Origin of the sequence: Nostoc sp., from assembly GCF_036916975.1 — a bacterium.
Taxonomy (GTDB): Bacteria; Cyanobacteriota; Cyanobacteriia; order Cyanobacteriales; family Nostocaceae; genus Nostoc.
Map to the genome: position 1 here is coordinate 16,350 of NZ_JBALFF010000105.1, position 16,916 is coordinate 33,265.

The 16,916-nt window shown below is 45.1% G+C and carries 7 protein-coding genes; 3 read left to right on the forward strand and 4 right to left on the reverse strand.

What is annotated here, in order from left to right; genetic code table 11:
* Positions 1–359 precede the first annotated feature (359 nt).
* Positions 360–6,422, reverse strand: coding sequence for an FG-GAP-like repeat-containing protein (locus V7K73_RS25495; protein ID WP_334884203.1), 6,063 nt, complete (start codon positions 6,420–6,422; stop codon positions 360–362).
* A 259-nt stretch (positions 6,423–6,681) separates the two neighbouring features.
* On the opposite strand from V7K73_RS25495, the gene V7K73_RS25500 reads away from it, so the two are divergent.
* Entirely contained in the window at positions 6,682–9,936 is a 3,255-nt protein-coding gene (locus tag V7K73_RS25500) for a TIGR03032 family protein (protein ID WP_334884204.1), read from the forward strand.
* A 678-nt stretch (positions 9,937–10,614) separates the two neighbouring features.
* On the forward strand, positions 10,615–12,096 hold the full coding sequence (locus V7K73_RS25505; RefSeq protein ID WP_334884206.1) for a site-2 protease family protein: 1,482 nt from the start codon (positions 10,615–10,617) through the stop codon (positions 12,094–12,096).
* A 181-nt stretch (positions 12,097–12,277) separates the two neighbouring features.
* Here V7K73_RS25505 and V7K73_RS25510 read toward each other — a convergent pair whose 3' ends face one another.
* The 3 genes from V7K73_RS25510 to V7K73_RS25520 form a co-directional block, all read right to left on the reverse strand.
* Complete coding sequence (locus V7K73_RS25510; protein WP_334884208.1) at positions 12,278–13,099, reverse strand: NADPH-dependent oxidoreductase; 822 nt, start codon at positions 13,097–13,099, stop codon at positions 12,278–12,280.
* A gap of 113 nt (positions 13,100–13,212) precedes the next feature.
* Positions 13,213–13,539 (reverse strand): hypothetical protein, encoded by a 327-nt coding sequence (locus V7K73_RS25515; protein ID WP_334884209.1) that lies wholly within the window; start codon positions 13,537–13,539, stop codon positions 13,213–13,215.
* An 87-nt stretch (positions 13,540–13,626) separates the two neighbouring features.
* A complete protein-coding gene (locus V7K73_RS25520; RefSeq protein WP_334884211.1) occupies positions 13,627–14,334 on the reverse strand; it encodes an ABC transporter substrate-binding protein in 708 nt (235 codons plus the stop codon).
* A gap of 372 nt (positions 14,335–14,706) precedes the next feature.
* On the opposite strand from V7K73_RS25520, the gene V7K73_RS25525 reads away from it, so the two are divergent.
* Positions 14,707–16,641, forward strand: a complete 1,935-nt coding sequence (locus V7K73_RS25525; RefSeq protein WP_334884213.1) for an alkaline phosphatase family protein — start codon at positions 14,707–14,709, stop codon at positions 16,639–16,641.
* Positions 16,642–16,916: the final 275 nt, after the last annotated feature.

The window sequence follows — 16,916 nt, forward strand, 5'->3', positions numbered from 1 at the left end:
CACACGCCAGATGCTCCACTTGGGGAAACCGCAAGTCCGCACTGGCTACCCTTAATCCCCTCTCCTTAATAAGGGGAGGAAAGACAAAGCGTAGCTTTGGCTCTTTGGGGTTCTCCGGGTTTAATAAGTAATCAAGCGAAGCTCCTCTAAGAGGATGTTTATAAAGTCTAATTTCTTACTAGCCGTGGCGATTATAAATCGCGGCTACACGGGCAAAACCCACCTCCGTGGGTTTAAAACTCTTGATTTTATCTTAGTCCACGGAGGTGGACTTCGTTTGTGTAGTAGCGAATTATATTCGCCCAATACTTGTTCATTCATCCTCTAAGAGGAGCCAGTGCAATTTTCTGCCAAGATAACTAAACTGTAGTTGTCAAATTAACTTTGATAATCAGATCATTGAAATCCTTGTCGCCACCACCAGGCAAATCTTCAAAGCCAAAGGTATTACTTGCTAACATGCGAATGTGATCTGATTTATCAGAATTAGCACCCAAGAATGGAAAATAAACCGCCGGATCGTTATTAGAATCCTTATCTAAAAGCGCATCAGGGCTACCGTTAACAATAATAAAAGGAACAAAAATCGCCCCAGGTTGGAAAGTACCACTTAAAGTAGCACTACCTTCGTTACTCACACTCAAATCAATACCAGCAACTCTGCTACGCACAGCAGCCTGAGTATAACCAGCCTGTCCTGTGAGAATATCAGGCTTGCCGTCGCCATTGGTATCAATTCCACCATTTTCATCAGTCACTTGATAGAAGCCGACGTAATTGTTGTAAGATGCCTCTCTGTAAACGTTAAATTTAGCGTTGACTGATTGTTTGACATCTCGCAAATCAATTACTTGCCCTTGAAATTTATCTTGGAGATTTGTACCTAAAGGTAAAGCTTGATCTGTCTGCTTAATTTTTACCACCAGATCGTTAAAATCTGTGGAACTGTTACCAGAAGTATCCTTCCAACCTAGAGAGAAACCATCAGCACCCAAGTTTGTAATTTTTTGGGTTGAGACACTAGAAAACAATAATTTTCCGATGGAGTTAGGATCGTTGCGTACAGCATCAAGCGTACCGTCTTGGACTAATAAGAATCTAAAACTCTGACCAGAATTTAATTCCAGCAGACTGCTGAGATTATTGTAGTCAAAACCGTTAGGGGTATTAGCGATCGCTGATAAAATTACTTCTGACCGTTTTAAAGCTGCTTTGGCATAACCTTCAGCACCAGGGGCAATACCATCAATCGTCCCTTTAGCATCATCAACAGTAAATAAACCCAGTTCATTCACCTTCTTAGCACTGTGTCCAGTGAGTTTGATTTCCAGTTTGACTTTGACATTATTACCTGTAATGTTAAAGACATCATCATCCGGGTTAGTGAGACGGGTGGGTGTTTCAACATTATTATTAACATTAATAGTCAATCCCTTCTCAAAGGTGAGATTACCATCATCAGTAGTGCGGACGCGGATTTTGTAACTAGACTTAGTTTGAAAGTCTGGAGAATTGTTGATTTTGAGGCTATTGCCATCAATGGTGAAGGCATTATTATCAACATCGTCAAGTCCCGAAACTAAGCTATAGGTGAAGGTGTTACTATCTGGGTCGGTGCTGCTGAATGTGCCGATGACGGTATTGGCTGCCACATTTTCATCGACATTTGTTTTACTTAATGCCAAATCTGTAGGTTTGGCATTGACATGATTGATGTTGATGGTTAATGGTTTTTCAAAAGTTAGTCCCCCAGAATCTTTAGTTTCTACACGGATGTTGTAGCTTGATTTTGTTTTAAAGTTGGGAGAAGTATTAATTTTGAGGCTAGTGCCGTTAATTGTGAAGGCATTATTATCAGTATCGCCAGTACCCTTAACTAAGCTATAGGTGAAGGTGTTACTATCTGGGTCGGTGCTGCTGAATGTGCCGATGACGGTGTTGGCTGCCACATTTTCATCGACATTTGTTTTACTTAATGCCAAATCTGTAGGTTTGGCATTGACATTAACAACAAAGGTGCGAGAAGTTATTTGATTGCCATCACTGACATTGAGAGTGATTGTTGCTTGACCATATTTAGTAGTAGCAGGTGTGACAGTGATAGTGCGATCGCTTCCTGTACCGCTAATCAAAATCCCATTTTGGGGAATTAAATTTGCGTTAGATGAAGTTCCTGTCACCGTCAGATTACTAGCAGCCGTTTCAAAGTCACTGATGCTAAAAGGAATTTGGGCTGTGGCGGTATCTTGATCAATAGTTTGGTCGGGAATTTTGCCACTAGGAGTAACTTTGACAAAGGCTAAATTGCTATTTGTACCCGCAGATGGGGTATCGTCTCCAAAGAAGAGGAAATTGGGCTTTTCGTAGACATCAGGTATGGGAGCGGATATTACAGCAGCAGTGTAATCCCTTACTTTACCTGCCAATTTGGCGACACCATCAGCAAATAGGGTGTAATTATCACCTAAAATTGCCAAATCATAGTTGACCAATGTTTTCGTGTCAAATGTCACCCCTTCCGCTTGGGTGAATAGGGTTTTGAATGGATTACCGGAAGTATCAGGTTCCAGAGACGGATCTTTTTGTGTTGTACCGTCATCCTGGGCAAAAATCTGGTCAGTGAGGAACCCTAATTCAATACCCTTTTTGTCTTTATCGAGAGCAATGACGCTAAATCCAGCCCGATCTGTTTTGCCATCATTATTCTTATCGGCAGTTGTAGCTAAAGTTTGAGAATTTACCTTTAACCCAAAAGAGACAACAAACCCAGCATTCCTATCAAGGGTGGGGAAGAGAGGATTTAAAGGGTTGGTGGTTAAAGATGTTCCACTGATACCGTAGTTTGTGTAACCAGCATAGGCTGTATTATTGGTTACTAGATTAGTTGTACTATTTGTAGCAGAGGTGGTCGCAGTACCAGACTGTGCAATAGCTTGATAAACAAACCAAGGTGCATTTGCAGCTGCACCTGAAGAATCAGGTTTCTGACCAGTACTACCGTCATAAAGAAGTAGTGTATTGCCAACACTGGGTGCATCGTTGACAGCAGTCACTTGGACTGTTTTTGTTACAGCTGTACTTTTAGTTCCAGTGTCATCGGTCAAAACTATCTCTACGGTACGGTCAACAGTGGCAGGATTTTGAGAATCGTTAGCAAAGGTAATATTACGTACTAAAGCTTGAGTTGCTGCTACAGTAGCGTCAGCATTCAGGTTAATGACTAAACTCTCAGTACCAATACCGCCACTAAAGTTACCAATTTTGGTGCTGCCGTAATAAATTTCCCTACCATCGAGGTTAATTTCAGTTACCCCGGTGCCTTGATTGCGAATACTCAAGCGATCGTCTGCTGTCCCCCCACTAGCGAAGCGGACTGTGAGATTACCTGTATTGAAGTTGGGCGAGTCAGTATCGCTGACAGTTGCACCTAAATCTAAAACAGTTGCGGCAGAGTTTTCAGTATAGGAAATACTATTACCAGGTAGGGAGATGACTGGGGCAGCAGGTTCGGCAATTGTTAAAGTGGCACTGGGAGCATTAAGTAGCACTGAGACGTTGGTGCTCCTGAAGTTAGCGGCAGCCAAATCCAGCTTGCCGTCGCCGTTGAAGTCTCCCACTGTGACTGAAGTGGGATTACTGCCGACGGTGAAGTTGGTGGCGGTGGCAAAGCCGCCTGTGCCGTCGCCTAGCAGCACTGAGACGGTCTTGCTGCTATAGTTAGCGGTAACCAAGTCCAGCTTGCCGTCGCCGTTGAAGTCTGCCACTGTTACTGACCGAGGACTAGTCCCGAGGGTGAAGTTGTTGGCGGTGGCAAAGCCGCCTGTGCCGTCGCCTAGCAGCACTGAGACGGTCTTGCTGCTATAGTTAGCGGTAGCCAAGTCCAGCTTGCCGTCGCCGTTTAAGTCTGCCACTGTTACTGACCGAGGACTAGTCCCGAGGGTGAAGTTGGTGGCGGTGGCAAAGCCGCCTGTGCCGTCGCCTAGCAGCACTGAGACGGTGTTGCTGTAGGGGTTAGCAACAGCCAAGTCTAGCTTGCCGTCGCCGTTGAAGTCTCCTACTGTTACTGACCGAAGACCAGTCCCGACGGTGAAGTTGGTGGCGGTGGCAAAGCCGCCTGTGCCGTTGCCTAGCAGCACTGAGACGGTCTTGCTAGCGCCGTTAGCAGTAGCCAAGTCCAGCTTGCCGTCGCCGTTGAAGTCTCCCACTGTTACTGAAGCAGGACGACTGCCGACGGTGAAGTTGGTGGCGGTGGCAAAGCCGCCTGTGCCGTCGCCTAGCAGCACGGAGACGGTGTTGCTGCTGCTCTCAAAGTTAGCGGTAGCCAAGTCCAGCTTGCCGTCGCCGTTGAAGTCTCCCACTGTTACTGACCGAGGATGACTGCCGACGGTGAAGTTGGTAGCGGTAGCAAAGCCGCCTGTGCCTAGCCCTAGCAGCACGGAGACGGTGTTGCTGAAATAGTTAGCGGTAGCCAAGTCCAGCTTGCCGTCGCCGTTTAAGTCTCCCACTGTTACTGAATAGGGACCACTGCCGACGGTGAAGTTGGTGGCTGGTTGAAAATTGGCGGTGCTGTTGGCACCAAGGATGTAGTCTGGGCTGGCTTCTAGGTTGACAGTGACGGTTTCGTTGGGGTCAACTATGGCATCAGCGACAGCTGTGACTGTTAAGGTAGCGGTGGTTTGTCCGGCAGCGATCGCAAAAGTATTGGCTGTGAGAGCGGTGATATTTGTACCTGCTGCCAAGGTGTAGTCGGTGGTGGGGGTGGCGGTGCTACCTGTGGTGTTAAAGTTAACTACTAAGCCACCAACTGGGGCGGGAGTGTCGAGGGTGATCTTAAAGCTGCCGACTGTACCGCCTTCTGTGGGGTTAGTGCCTGGGGCGATGCTGATTTTAGGGGTGGTGTTCAACAGCACTGAGACATTATTGCTGTTTCTGTTAGCAGCAGCCAAATCCAGCTTGCCGTCGCCGTTGAAGTCTCCCACTGTGACCGAAAAGGGAAAAGTGCCGACGCTGAAGTTGGTGGCAGTGGCAAAGCTGCCTGTGCCGTCGCCTAGCAGCACTGAGATATTATTGCCATTGATGTTAGCGGTAGTCAAATCCAGCTTGCCGTCGCGGTTGAAGTCTCCCACTGTGACTGAAATGGGACGACTGCCGACGCTGAAGTTGGTGGCAGTGGCAAAGCTGCCTGTGCCGTCGCCTAGCAGCACTGAGATATTATTGCCATTGATGTTAGCAGCAGCCAAATCCAGCTTGCCGTCGCCGTTGAAGTCTCCCACTGTGAATGAAAAGGGACTACTGCCGACGCTGAAGTTGGTGGCAGTGGCAAAGCTGCCTGTGCCGTCGCCTAGCAGCACTGAGACACTATTGCTGTTGGCGTTAGCAGCAGCCAAATCCAGCTTGCCGTCGCCGTTGAAGTCTCTCACTGTGACTGAAGCGGGACCACTGCCGACGGTGAAGTTGCTGGCAGTGGCAAAGCTGCCTGTGCCGTCGCCTAGCAGCACTGAGACATTATTGCTGTTTCTGTTAGCAGCAGCCAAATCCAGCTTGCCGTCGCCGTTGAAGTCTCCCACTGTGACTGACCGGGGACCACTGCCGACGGTGAAGTTGGTGGCAGTGGCAAAGCTGCCTGTGCCGTCGCCTAGCAGCACTGAGACACTATTGCTGTTTCTGTTAGCAGCAGCCAAATCCAGCTTGCCGTCGCCGTTGAAGTCTCCCACTGTGACTGAATTGGGACTACTGCCGACGCTGAAGTTGCTGGCAGTGGCAAAGCTACCTGTACCGTCGCCTAGCAGCACTGAGACATTATTGCCATTGTAGTTAGCAGCAGCCAAATCCAGCTTGCCGTCGCCGTTGAAGTCTCCCACTGTGACTGACCAGGGACTACTGCCGACGCTGAAGTTGGTAGCAGTGGCAAAGGTGGCAAACACTCCAGAGTAGGCTTCCCTAATTTCTGGTTGCAAAGCTAGGGTAGAGGCGATTTGCCCTATGTTCACCTCTAATTCCCAACTTCCCCCTTGTTGGGCGTTGCCAACTTGACCATCTGAAGCGGCGATGTTTGCCCCAGTAAGTTGGTGTAGTTGTTTTATGAAGGTTTTTCCAATTTCTCCTCTGGCGACTTCACACCCATAAATGAGGATTTCGGCAGCAAGCCATTGTTGTAGTTGCTGGCGATAGGTGTGGAGGTTGTCTAAATTTAGTTGACTATTACCTAGTTGCAAACTGCCGGGGCTACCGTGGGCAATTATCTGGATGCTGGCCCCCGGATAGTTGTGGCAGACGGCGCTAATTTGGGCGATGCCGTCAAGGTCTTTGTTGAGGACAGTTACTTTGGCTGTGGGTATGATGCCTTGGACGAGTATTTGATGGTCATCAATTCCGGCGTCGATGATAACTAGAGTGTGCTTTGTGGTAGTTGCAGTGGTCATGATGTTTAAGTATTTCCCTGGTTTGGTATTAGTTTGACCTTGAGTAAAATCACTTGCTGGTCAGATCCCCGTAAGATCCCCGACTTCGTAAAAGTTGTCGGGGATCTGACAGAAGTCGGGGATCTTACACTCAGAAATGTTCTAATAAAATTTACGTAGCTATTGACTTGATTTTTTATGTATGTATAGTTAGAGACTAAACGCCCAACACTCTAGCAATGTTTATCGCTAGTGTCAAAATTTATATATTTTTTTGCCAATGATCCTACAATCCACTGCTAAAGCTGCTCTCCCTGTAGAAATACTCGCCTCGCGTCATTTCATTGACTGGCTGCAATCGCAGCAAATTAGTCTGGCTTTCTCTACCTATCAAAGTTCGCGTCTGATGCTGTTAGGGGTGAACGCCCACGGGCAATTGTCGGGATTTGAGCGGGTTTTTGACCGCGCAATGGGGTTATATGCTACCCCAGAACGAATTTATCTCAGTTCTAGATCCCAACTCTGGCAGTTAGACAATGTGCTGACTCCCGGACAACTTTATGATGGTTATGACAAGCTGTATATTCCCCGAATTGCTTATACTACTGGGGATTTAGATATTCATGATTTGGCGGTGGAAGCTGATAACGATGGCTTTGCCAACGCCAAAGGCGAACGCATTGTATTTATCAGTACCATATTAAATTGTCTGGCAACAGTGAGCGATCGCCATAGTTGCATTCCCCTATGGAAACCTAAGTTTATTTCTAGTTTGGTAAATGAAGATCGCTGTCACCTCAATGGTTTGGCGATGGTAGCCGGTAAACCCCGCTATGTTAGCCTCTGTGGTGAATCTGATGTGGTGGATGGTTGGCGGGACAAGCGAGAAGGCGGGGGTTGTATTATTGATATTCAATCTGATCAGGTGATTGCTAGGGGTTTATCTATGCCCCACGCCCCACGATTTTATCAGGGTAAATTGTGGTTGCTAAATGCTGGCACGGGAGAATTTGGCTATATCGATTCTGATGGAATATTTCAGCCTGTCGCTTTTTGTCCCGGTTTTCTGCGTGGTTTGGCTTTTAGTGGCGATTATGCCATTGTCGGCTTATCTAAACCCCGCGACAAAACTTTTTCTGGTTTAAAACTGGATGAAAATTTAGTCAATAAAAATACTGAACCCCGATGTGGGTTAATGGTGATTGACTTGAAAACAGGTCAAGTTGTCCACTGGCTACGTCTAGAAGGAGAAGTGACGGAACTTTATGATGTGCAGGTGTTACCAGGAGTCCGTCGCCCACAAGCATTAGGATTCCAGACTGAAGAGATTCAGCAGTTGATTACCCTCGATCCACGTTCTCCTCTAATAGCGGGAAATGCGCGAACTGACAAGTCAGCGCCTATACAAGAATTTACTAACAACGCAAATCAAGACAACATAATCTCTGCAATCACGCCTCAGAATCAAGACTGGCCTAATTGTGATTGGTTATGGCCAATTCCCCAGCAGCAATTAAGAGCCGTAGAACAACTTTATCAACAAGCATTAGCTTTACAAACACAACTACAATTCACAGAAGCGATCGCTTTATACGAACAAATTATCGCCCAATATCCCCAATATGCCCCCGCTTGGTATCAATTGGGGGTAATTATGGACAATCAAGGACAAACTAACCAAGCTGTTCTAGCTTACCAACAGGCATTGACAATTAACCCGAAATATGCACAAGCACATAATAATTTGGGTATTGTGGAAGTAGCCGAGAAAAACTTAGAAAAAGCGATCGCTTATTTTCAGTCTGCAATTCTCAGCAACCCGAACTATGCTTTTGCTCACAATAATCTTGGTCTAGTTTGGCAAATGCAAGGTAAGCTATCAGCTGCTGCTGCTAAGTTTCAGGAGGCTTTACATAAAAATCCTGAGTATGCAGAAGCTTATCTGAATTTGGGCATAGTCTTAGAGGCACAAGAAAATTTAGAAGGGGCGATCGCTTGTTATCGTTCTGCTATTCGCCATAACTCAGACTATATTAAAGCATATAACCGCTTAGGTTCAGCACTGTTATCCTTGGCGATCGCTAGCAATGGTCAAGTAGATGAAGCCAAAGTAGCATTTGAAAAGGTTTTACAACTGCAACCAGACTCGGCTGAAGCATTCAATTACTTATTTTACCTCAAAGAAATGAGTTGCGATTGGCGTACTCGTCAGTCTGATTTAACCCGCATCTGGGAACAAACTGTCTCTGAGCTTGAGAAGCAAAAACCGACAACAATCGGTCCCTTTGATAGCTTATACAAACCTTGGGACAAAACTTTTTTGCTCAAAATAGCTCAAACTCATGCACAAAACATTAAAGCACAATGGGCAAGTGAAAAGCAATCTCTGAATTTTACTCATTCCCGGTTTTTGAATGGGCGGCTACGCATCGGCTATTTATCAAATGATTTTCGCAACCATGCTACTAGTCATTTGATGAAAAGCTTATTTAACCTGCACGATCAAGCTAATTTTGAGATATTTGTCTATTCTTTCGGCACAGACGACAATAGCGAATACCGCCAACACATCGCTGTTAACAGCGAACACTTCCGAGATATTACTACTTTATCTATAGAAGAAAGCGCCCGCCAGATTTATAATGATGGTATTCATATATTAATCGATCTCAAAGGTTACACTGCTGGTTCTCGCAGTGCGATTCTGGCTTTGCAACCTGCTCCGATTCAGGTTAGTTATTTGGGCTATCCGGGAACTATGGGTGCTGACTTTATCGACTATATAATTAGCGATCCAGTTGTGACACCACCAGAATTTGCTGATGGTTTTAGCGAGAAGCTAGTCACCTTACCCGACAGTTATCAAGTCAACGATTATCAACAAGCGATCGCTTCTACCCCTGTGACTCGTTCTCAGTATGGTTTACCAGAGTCGGGTTTTGTTTTTTGCTGCTTCAACAACAACTATAAAATAGAACCGCAGATATTCGATGCGTGGATGAGAATTCTCGCCGCAGTTCCGGGTAGTGTGTTGTGGTTAATTGTGAGATTTCCTGCTGCTGAGGATAATCTTAAAAGAGAAGCCCAAGCGCGAGGAATTAATAGCGATCGCTTAATTTTTGCCCAATATCACACCAAAGCAGAACATTTAGCAAGACATCAATTAGCAGACTTATTTCTAGATACCCTTTATTATAATGCTCACACTACAGCTAGTGATGCTTTATGGACAGGTTTACCAGTCGTCACTTGTATAGGAAAAACTTTTGCTTCTCGTGTTGGGGCTAGTTTGCTAACAGCAGTTGGTTTACCCGACTTAATCACTAATAACTTAGAAGAATATGAGCAATTGGCAATACATTTAGGTCATTCCCCTACAGCATTGCAAGAACTCAAACAGAGATTAGCACAAAATCGTACCACTTATCCTCTGTTTGATACACCACGCTTTACCCGCAATCTTGAACAAGCCTACTTTGCTATGTGGCAGATTTATGCTGCCAGAAACCCGCCAAAAACAATAGAGTCAAAATAATTCGTAATTGATAATAAGTAAGTGGGCGCAAATAATCATCACTCGCTCGTAGTTGCGCTTTAGCGCTAAAGCGCAACTACGAGCCAAATACAGAGATTTTACTTTTCGTTACATAGTTTGGTTTTATCTTGCCTACCTACTTAAAGCCTCCGGCACCCTCCGCGTTAAGCCAAGCGTTGCCTATTTGCTTTACGTAATTCGTAATTATTACCCCATGCCAAAAGGGAGCATCCCGTCAGGTGCAAAAACTTTGTGTTTGTCCTCATCCCCTAACCCCTTTCTCTTCATTTGGGATTCGGGGAACTAGAATTATGTCTCCCCTCTCCCATTATTGGGAGAGGGGCTGGGGGTGTATATCTCCCCTCTCCCATTATTGGGAGAGGGGCTGGGGGTGAGGGAAATTTATGTGAGGTACACCCGTAGGGGCTTGTCTTTGCCATGCCCCTACACCTGGCAATATAATGTTGTACCGCATCTGAATGGGAACGGCACCTACTTACAAACCTTTAATTAATTACCCCGTACTACTTACAAGTTCGACTTGCACGATGCTTGGGTTGGACTACGCCGACTCAAAGCCGGATAATTTGGGCAGATTACAGGCGGCGTTATACATTAATAAGTGTATCTGCAATACCGGACTTGTTCTGGCTTAGTCTCAATAGCAAAGGTTTGGAGATGTTTACTTTATCAGAAACTTCTATCCTGGCGGCAATCCTACTGGTAGCTTTAGGCATTTTGGGCTGGGGCTTTTATCGCGCCAGACCTTTTGGTAAGCTGGGAATCTTAGCCTGGTTACAGTCGGTGGTGTTGATGACTCCCTGGCTCCTGTTTTTTGGATTGTTTGCCGCAGGGATTTACATCAATATAGCGGGTATATTGTTCTTAGTGGTAACTTCCGCCGGATTGTACGTCTACTTGGGCAGACAGTTACGCGCAGCTGGGCAAGATGCCATTCTCAAGCAACGCGCCACAGAAAGACTCGCTGCTGATTCCTTACTCGAAGCAAATTCCCCACAACCAAAAGTAGCAGAACTCAAACCCGATATCCCACCAATACCAGAAGAAGACTTGAATGCAGTTAAAGGTATTTTCGGTATCGATACGTTTTTTGCGACAGAAACGATCGCCTACCAAGATGGAGCCATTTTCAAAGGCAATTTGCGGGGAGAACCAGAAGAGACTCACAACCGTCTAACTGCAAGCTTGCAAAAACGCCTTGGCGATAAATATCGCCTATTTTTAGTAGAAAATACAGACAACAAACCAGTGGTAATTGTCCTACCGAGTCGCAATGATCCGCGGCCGATGTTGTTATCGCAAAAAGCTTTTGCAGGTATTCTGTTAATAGCGACCATTGCCACAAGTTTAGAAGCTGGGGGATTACTGCTGAATTTTGATTTATTTGCCAATCCAGGGCGGTTTCAACAAGCTTTGCCCATAGGCGCTGGGATATTTGCGATTTTAGTAGCTCACGAAATCGGTCATTGGGTACTTGCCCAGCGTCACCAAATCCGCCTTAGCTGGCCTTTCTTTCTACCCGCAGTGCAAATTGGTTCTTTTGGTGCAATTACCCGCTTTGAGTCTCTATTGCCCAACCGCAAGGTATTATTTGATATCGCCTTGGCAGGGCCGGCCGCAGGTGGTATTGTCTCTTTGTTAATGCTGCTGACGGGCTTGGTGCTTTCCCACCCAGGTAGTTTATTTCAATTGCCAAATCAGTTTTTCCAAGGGTCGATTTTGGTGGGAAGTTTGGCGCGAGTTGTTCTTGGTTCGGCTTTACAGTCGTCGTTGGTAAGTGTTCATCCTTTAGTGATAATTGGTTGGTTAGGGTTAATTATCACCGCTTTGAACTTAATGCCCGCAGGACAACTAGATGGTGGGCGCATTGTTCAAGCGATTTATGGACGCAAAACCGCAGGACGGGCAACGATCGCAACTTTAATTTTACTGGCGCTAGTGTCTCTCGGTAATACTCTGGCCATGTACTGGGCGATCGTGATTTTCTTTTTGCAACGCGATCAAGAACGCCCCAGCTTGAATGAAGTCACTGAACCCGATGATGCTAGAGCCGCTTTGGGGCTTTTAGCTCTATTTTTGATGATTACCACGCTTTTACCCCTCACTCCTGGCTTGGCTGGGCGTTTGGGAATAGGATAATGCTTATGGAGCCTATACCCAAACAAGCAATATTTCTTGTTTAAGTGGGCGCAAATAATTATCACTGGTTCGTAGTTGCGCTTTAGCGCATCTTTATCCGGATGCGCTAAAGCGCAACTACGAACTAAATACAGAGCTTTTACTTTTCGTTACATAGTTTGGTTTTATCTTGCCTACCTACTTAGAGTAACTTGAAGCCAAGGTGATTGAGAACTTCACGCAAGCGATCGCGTCCTTTCAGTGATTCTACGGTTGCGATCCTTTGGGCTGAGTGTTCTGACCAATCGCCAGGGACATTCATCTCTTGTTCAGTATAAAATTCTTTCATGATCTGGTTGTAATGAGCGATCGCTTCTTCTTGATCTACCAATTTATAGGTTTCACGGTGCAGCACAGCTGATTGTGGCAACCGTGGCTTAATTGCTGCTTCTACCTCTGGATTCGGATAGCCTACACACAGCCCAAATACAGCATACACAGAGGAAGGCAAATTCAATATCTCTGCTACCTCTTGCGGGTGGTTGCGGATTCCACCGATATATACTGTTCCTAAACCGAGTGACTCGGCTGCTACTGTTGCGTTTTGCGCCGCCAAACTTGCATCGATTGTTGCCGTCACAAACATTTCCAAGTATTCTAGCGCATCATGAGATATGCCACGACTCTCAGCAACGTAATTTAGACGCGCCAAGTCTGCTAACCAAACCAAGAATAAAGGAACCTGCTTAATATGTGCTTGGTTCCCCGCTAACTTAGATAACTCTTCTTTGCGTTCTTCATCTTCCACTGCTACCACACTCCAGGTTTGCAAATTAGAAGAAGTAGATGCTGATTGGGCGGCTGCAATTAGTAACTCCAGAGTTCCCGGTGGTAGAGGATGGGATAAATAAGACCGGATTGAACGGTGAGATAGTAGTGCTGTTAGAGAATCATTCCATTCAATTTCGGGATTGAAGGGAATTTCACCGTAGCGCGATCGCAGTAGTTCAGTAGGATTAGTCATAATCAATTCCCAGATTCACATTTCAAAATTTGTCAGCTAGTTTATTCCTAACACTAATTCCATTTTTAGGGGCATATATCTCTATGCCCTGACAGCCGATTTATTGTACTAGTTTAAGTTTTTGGTAACAATGCTGTATATTCTTCTTTTCTTAACATTGCATCCTTCACATTTATCTCCTTAGGAATTAGCTTCAATTTATAATATGTATCCGCAACACCTTGTTGTAGATTTATCAGATTGTCGTCAACTGGTACAAGCCCAAAAGTTCGCCTATTAGTTGCTTTTTTCATCGTCTCTAAATCAATTCCTAACACAGGTGCTAGAGTTTTTGCTACTTCTTCTCGATTCTGTTTAGACCATTCTTCTAGATTCTGAATCTCCTCTAGTATTGCCTTGACAGTTTGAGGATTTTCAGTGACAAATTTGCGACTTATCAAATAATATCCTCCCTGTTTATTAATTCCAGTGCCATCAATCAGGACTCTGGCTTGAGTTGCCTGTTGAGCAGCTGCATAAAATGGGTCTCAAATTACCCACGCATCTACACTACCCTTGACAAATGCAGCGCGGGCATCAGCCGGAGCCAAATACTTAGGTTCAATGTCAGTATATTTCAATCCAGCTTTTTCTAAAGCTTGGACTAACAATAAGTGGGCACTAGATCCTTTTTGAAAGGCAATTTTTTTGCCTTTCAGGTCAGTAACTTTTTGAATTGAGGAATTTTGGGGAACAAGAATTGCTGAACTAGCCGGACTAGCAGCAGTGCCAACAACGTAAGTTAGTGATGCTCCTGCTGCTTGGGCAAATATTGGCGGTGATTCTCCTACAGGACCGATGTCAATACTACTTACATTCATCGCTTCTAGTAGTTGAGGTCTCGCTTGAAATTCAGTCCACTGCACAGTGATACCTTCTGGTGCTAAACGCTTTTCTAAAATACCCTTAGTTCTCAGCAAAACGGTCGTTTTTTGATAGCCAAATCTGACTACTGTTGCTTTACCGGAAGCAGAATTGCCCTGATGTGTGCCACTGGGATTAGAATAATTAACAGTCGATGTTGATGAACAGGCAGCAAATAGCAAGCTCAGAGAAAGACCTGTAACAAAAGCCCCCACTATTGGTAAAGGAGAAGAAAAGAATAACTTATAATACTGGTTGCTAAAGGGAATATTCCTGAATTTTATGAATGATGTCCACTTGGCAATGAAACGGCGAAAGATTAGGTTAATCATCAATATGATTTCTCCGAACTATATGAATACTATAAACTTATAGGTTTACCGGAGTATATGACAATAGGGTTTAGTTAAGCAATACCTTCGCCAATTTACAGACAGAGCGCAGTTTTCATCCAGCAACAACTTCTTTCTGCTTGCTGCCTTTCTTGATAAAATCCTGTATGGTTTTTGTGGAAGGAATTTATACTGTCCTGTTTGTCTAGACTGGGGTTTTAGGTTTGTCTAATGTATTGGGCGATTTCGGCAAAAACTAGATTACCTCTATTTTTATCTGAGGTATTGTTAAAGAATATTTATTAAAAAGATAACCCAAGTTTAACAGTATATCACTAATCTTAATTTTTAGTAGTTCATTCTAGTGATGTCATGTTGAACAAACCTGATAGAAGAAGATGTTTAAACTATACATCTATTGGTGCAGTGATTATGGGGCTGACTGGAGGGCCTATATTCTCCACTCTTGCCCAGGCCGAGGAGATTAGGACCTTCACTCCGATTAAGCACGTCATTGTCATTGTTGGTGAGAACAGAACCTTCGATCATCTCTTTGGTACTTACCAACCGCGATCAGGTCAAACAGTGACTAATCTGTTATCCAAGGGCATTATCAATGCTAATGGAACACCTGGGCCAAACTTTCAAGCAGCAACTCAATACAAAGCTTCCGTCACTAATACCTTCTCGATAAGTCCTGCTAATAAAGAACCCTATACAACGCTACCACCGCCGAAAGCTGGCGGTGGACAAGTTGCAAGTGACACGAATCCGCCTCCTTTTAAGACCTTGACTGCTGCCCAAGCTGCCGAACCTGCACTCCTACGGGAGGATGTCAACCTGCTATTGACAGGTGCAACTGGATTGCCGAGTGGTACTGTGGATACCCGAATCAAGAACGTAAATAACCTACGGAGTGGTCCTTTCCAACTAACTCCTAGTCTGCCTTATGATGCCTACGCGGCCAGCCCTGTACACCGCTTCTATCAGATGTGGCAGCAGACAGATTGCGACATTAGCCATGCCAGTGCAGACAATCCTAGTGGCTGTCTTAAGGATCTTTTCCCTTGGGTCGAGGTGAGTGTTGGCGCAGGAAGCAATGGCAAGCCGTTTTCGACTTTCACCGATAAGGAGGGTGCCACCTCTATGGGCTTCTACAACGTCAGCAAAGGAGACGTGCCATACTTCAAGTCTCTGGCTGATCAGTACGCAATCAGCGATAACTACCATCAACCTGTCATGGGTGGCACTGGGGCAAACTCAGTGATGATTGGTATCGGTGATGCCATTTGGTACAGTAATGGCAAAGGCAATCCAGCCACACCGCCGCAAAATGAAATCGAGAATCCCAACCCGCAGCCTGGAACCAACAACTTCTACACCCAAGATGGCTATTCTGGTGGCACTTACACCAATTGTTCTGACCCCGGTCAGCCAGGGGTGAGACCTGTTTTGAGTTATCTCAATTCCCTCCCTTACAAACCAAAGTCGAACTGTGCAGCGAATACCTACTATCTGCTGAACAACTACGATCCTGGTTATTTTGGTAACGGAACGGTTAACAACGGGGTCACTAACAATGGCTTTGTGATCCCGCCGTCACCTGTTCGCAGCATTGGTGATGCTTTGTTGGAAAAAAATATTTCGTGGCGGTACTACGGTGAAGGTTGGAATAAATACGTTAAAAATCCCACCAGTAACACCAACGTTTATTGCAACATTTGCAATCCCTTCCAGTACGTGACGTCAATTATGACGAACGAGAAAGTAAGAACGGAGCATTTGAAGGACACCACGGATCTGGATAACGATATTAACAACAATTATCTGCCAGCCGTCTCCTTTGTGAAGCCTGGTGGCTTACTTGATGGTCATCCAGGATCATCAAAGTTTAATCTGTTTGAAGCTTTTAGTAAGAAGATTATTAAAGAGGTTCAAAGCAAGCCCGAACTTTGGAAGGACACAGCAATCCTGATCACAGTTGATGAGGGTGGTGGATATTACGATTCTGGCTACATTCAGCCCCTCGACTTCTTCGGCGACGGAACACGGATTCCTTTAATTGTGGTGTCGCCATACTCTCGCGGTGGTCGCGTTGTTCATACGTATTATGACCATGTTTCGATTCTGAAGTTTATCGAGAAGAATTGGGGACTGTCGCCACTCACTAGTCGTAGTCGTGACAATCTACCCAATCCTGAGACCCGCCGCGCAAATCCTTATGTACCAATTAACGGTCCGGCGATCGGTGATTTGATAGATATGTTCGACTTCTCAAGACCTTCGCAAATTTACAAGCATTGGTAGAGAGCGAAAATAAATTCGCAATAGTTCACCTAATGTGCAGCTAACGAGATTCTAATGGAGGCGATCGCAGTTTGAACTAAGCAATTCTGTCATTGACAGTTTGAGGTCATAAACAATTTGTCAATAAGTAATAGTGCTGAAAACAGACGTAGGAAACACAATTTTAGGGCTAGCGATGCCTACGCCTAAGCGTCATTAAAACAAGCGCCATTTATTCTGACCCGAAAAAGCATTTACACAAGTTAATTAAATACCCACACTTCATAGTTGTTTGA

What these genes read in the sequence shown, in the direction of transcription:
- V7K73_RS25505 (WP_334884206.1), top strand. Translation starts at nt 10,615, where the DNA reads ATGTTTACTTTATCAGAAACTTCTATCCTGGCGGCAATCCTACTGGTA.
- V7K73_RS25525 (WP_334884213.1), top strand. Translation starts at nt 14,707, where the DNA reads ATGTTGAACAAACCTGATAGAAGAAGATGTTTAAACTATACATCTATT.
- V7K73_RS25520 (WP_334884211.1), bottom strand. Translation starts at nt 14,334, where the DNA reads ATGATTAACCTAATCTTTCGCCGTTTCATTGCCAAGTGGACATCATTC.
- V7K73_RS25510 (WP_334884208.1), bottom strand. Translation starts at nt 13,099, where the DNA reads ATGACTAATCCTACTGAACTACTGCGATCGCGCTACGGTGAAATTCCC.
- V7K73_RS25500 (WP_334884204.1), top strand. Translation starts at nt 6,682, where the DNA reads ATGATCCTACAATCCACTGCTAAAGCTGCTCTCCCTGTAGAAATACTC.
- V7K73_RS25495 (WP_334884203.1), bottom strand. Translation starts at nt 6,422, where the DNA reads ATGACCACTGCAACTACCACAAAGCACACTCTAGTTATCATCGACGCC.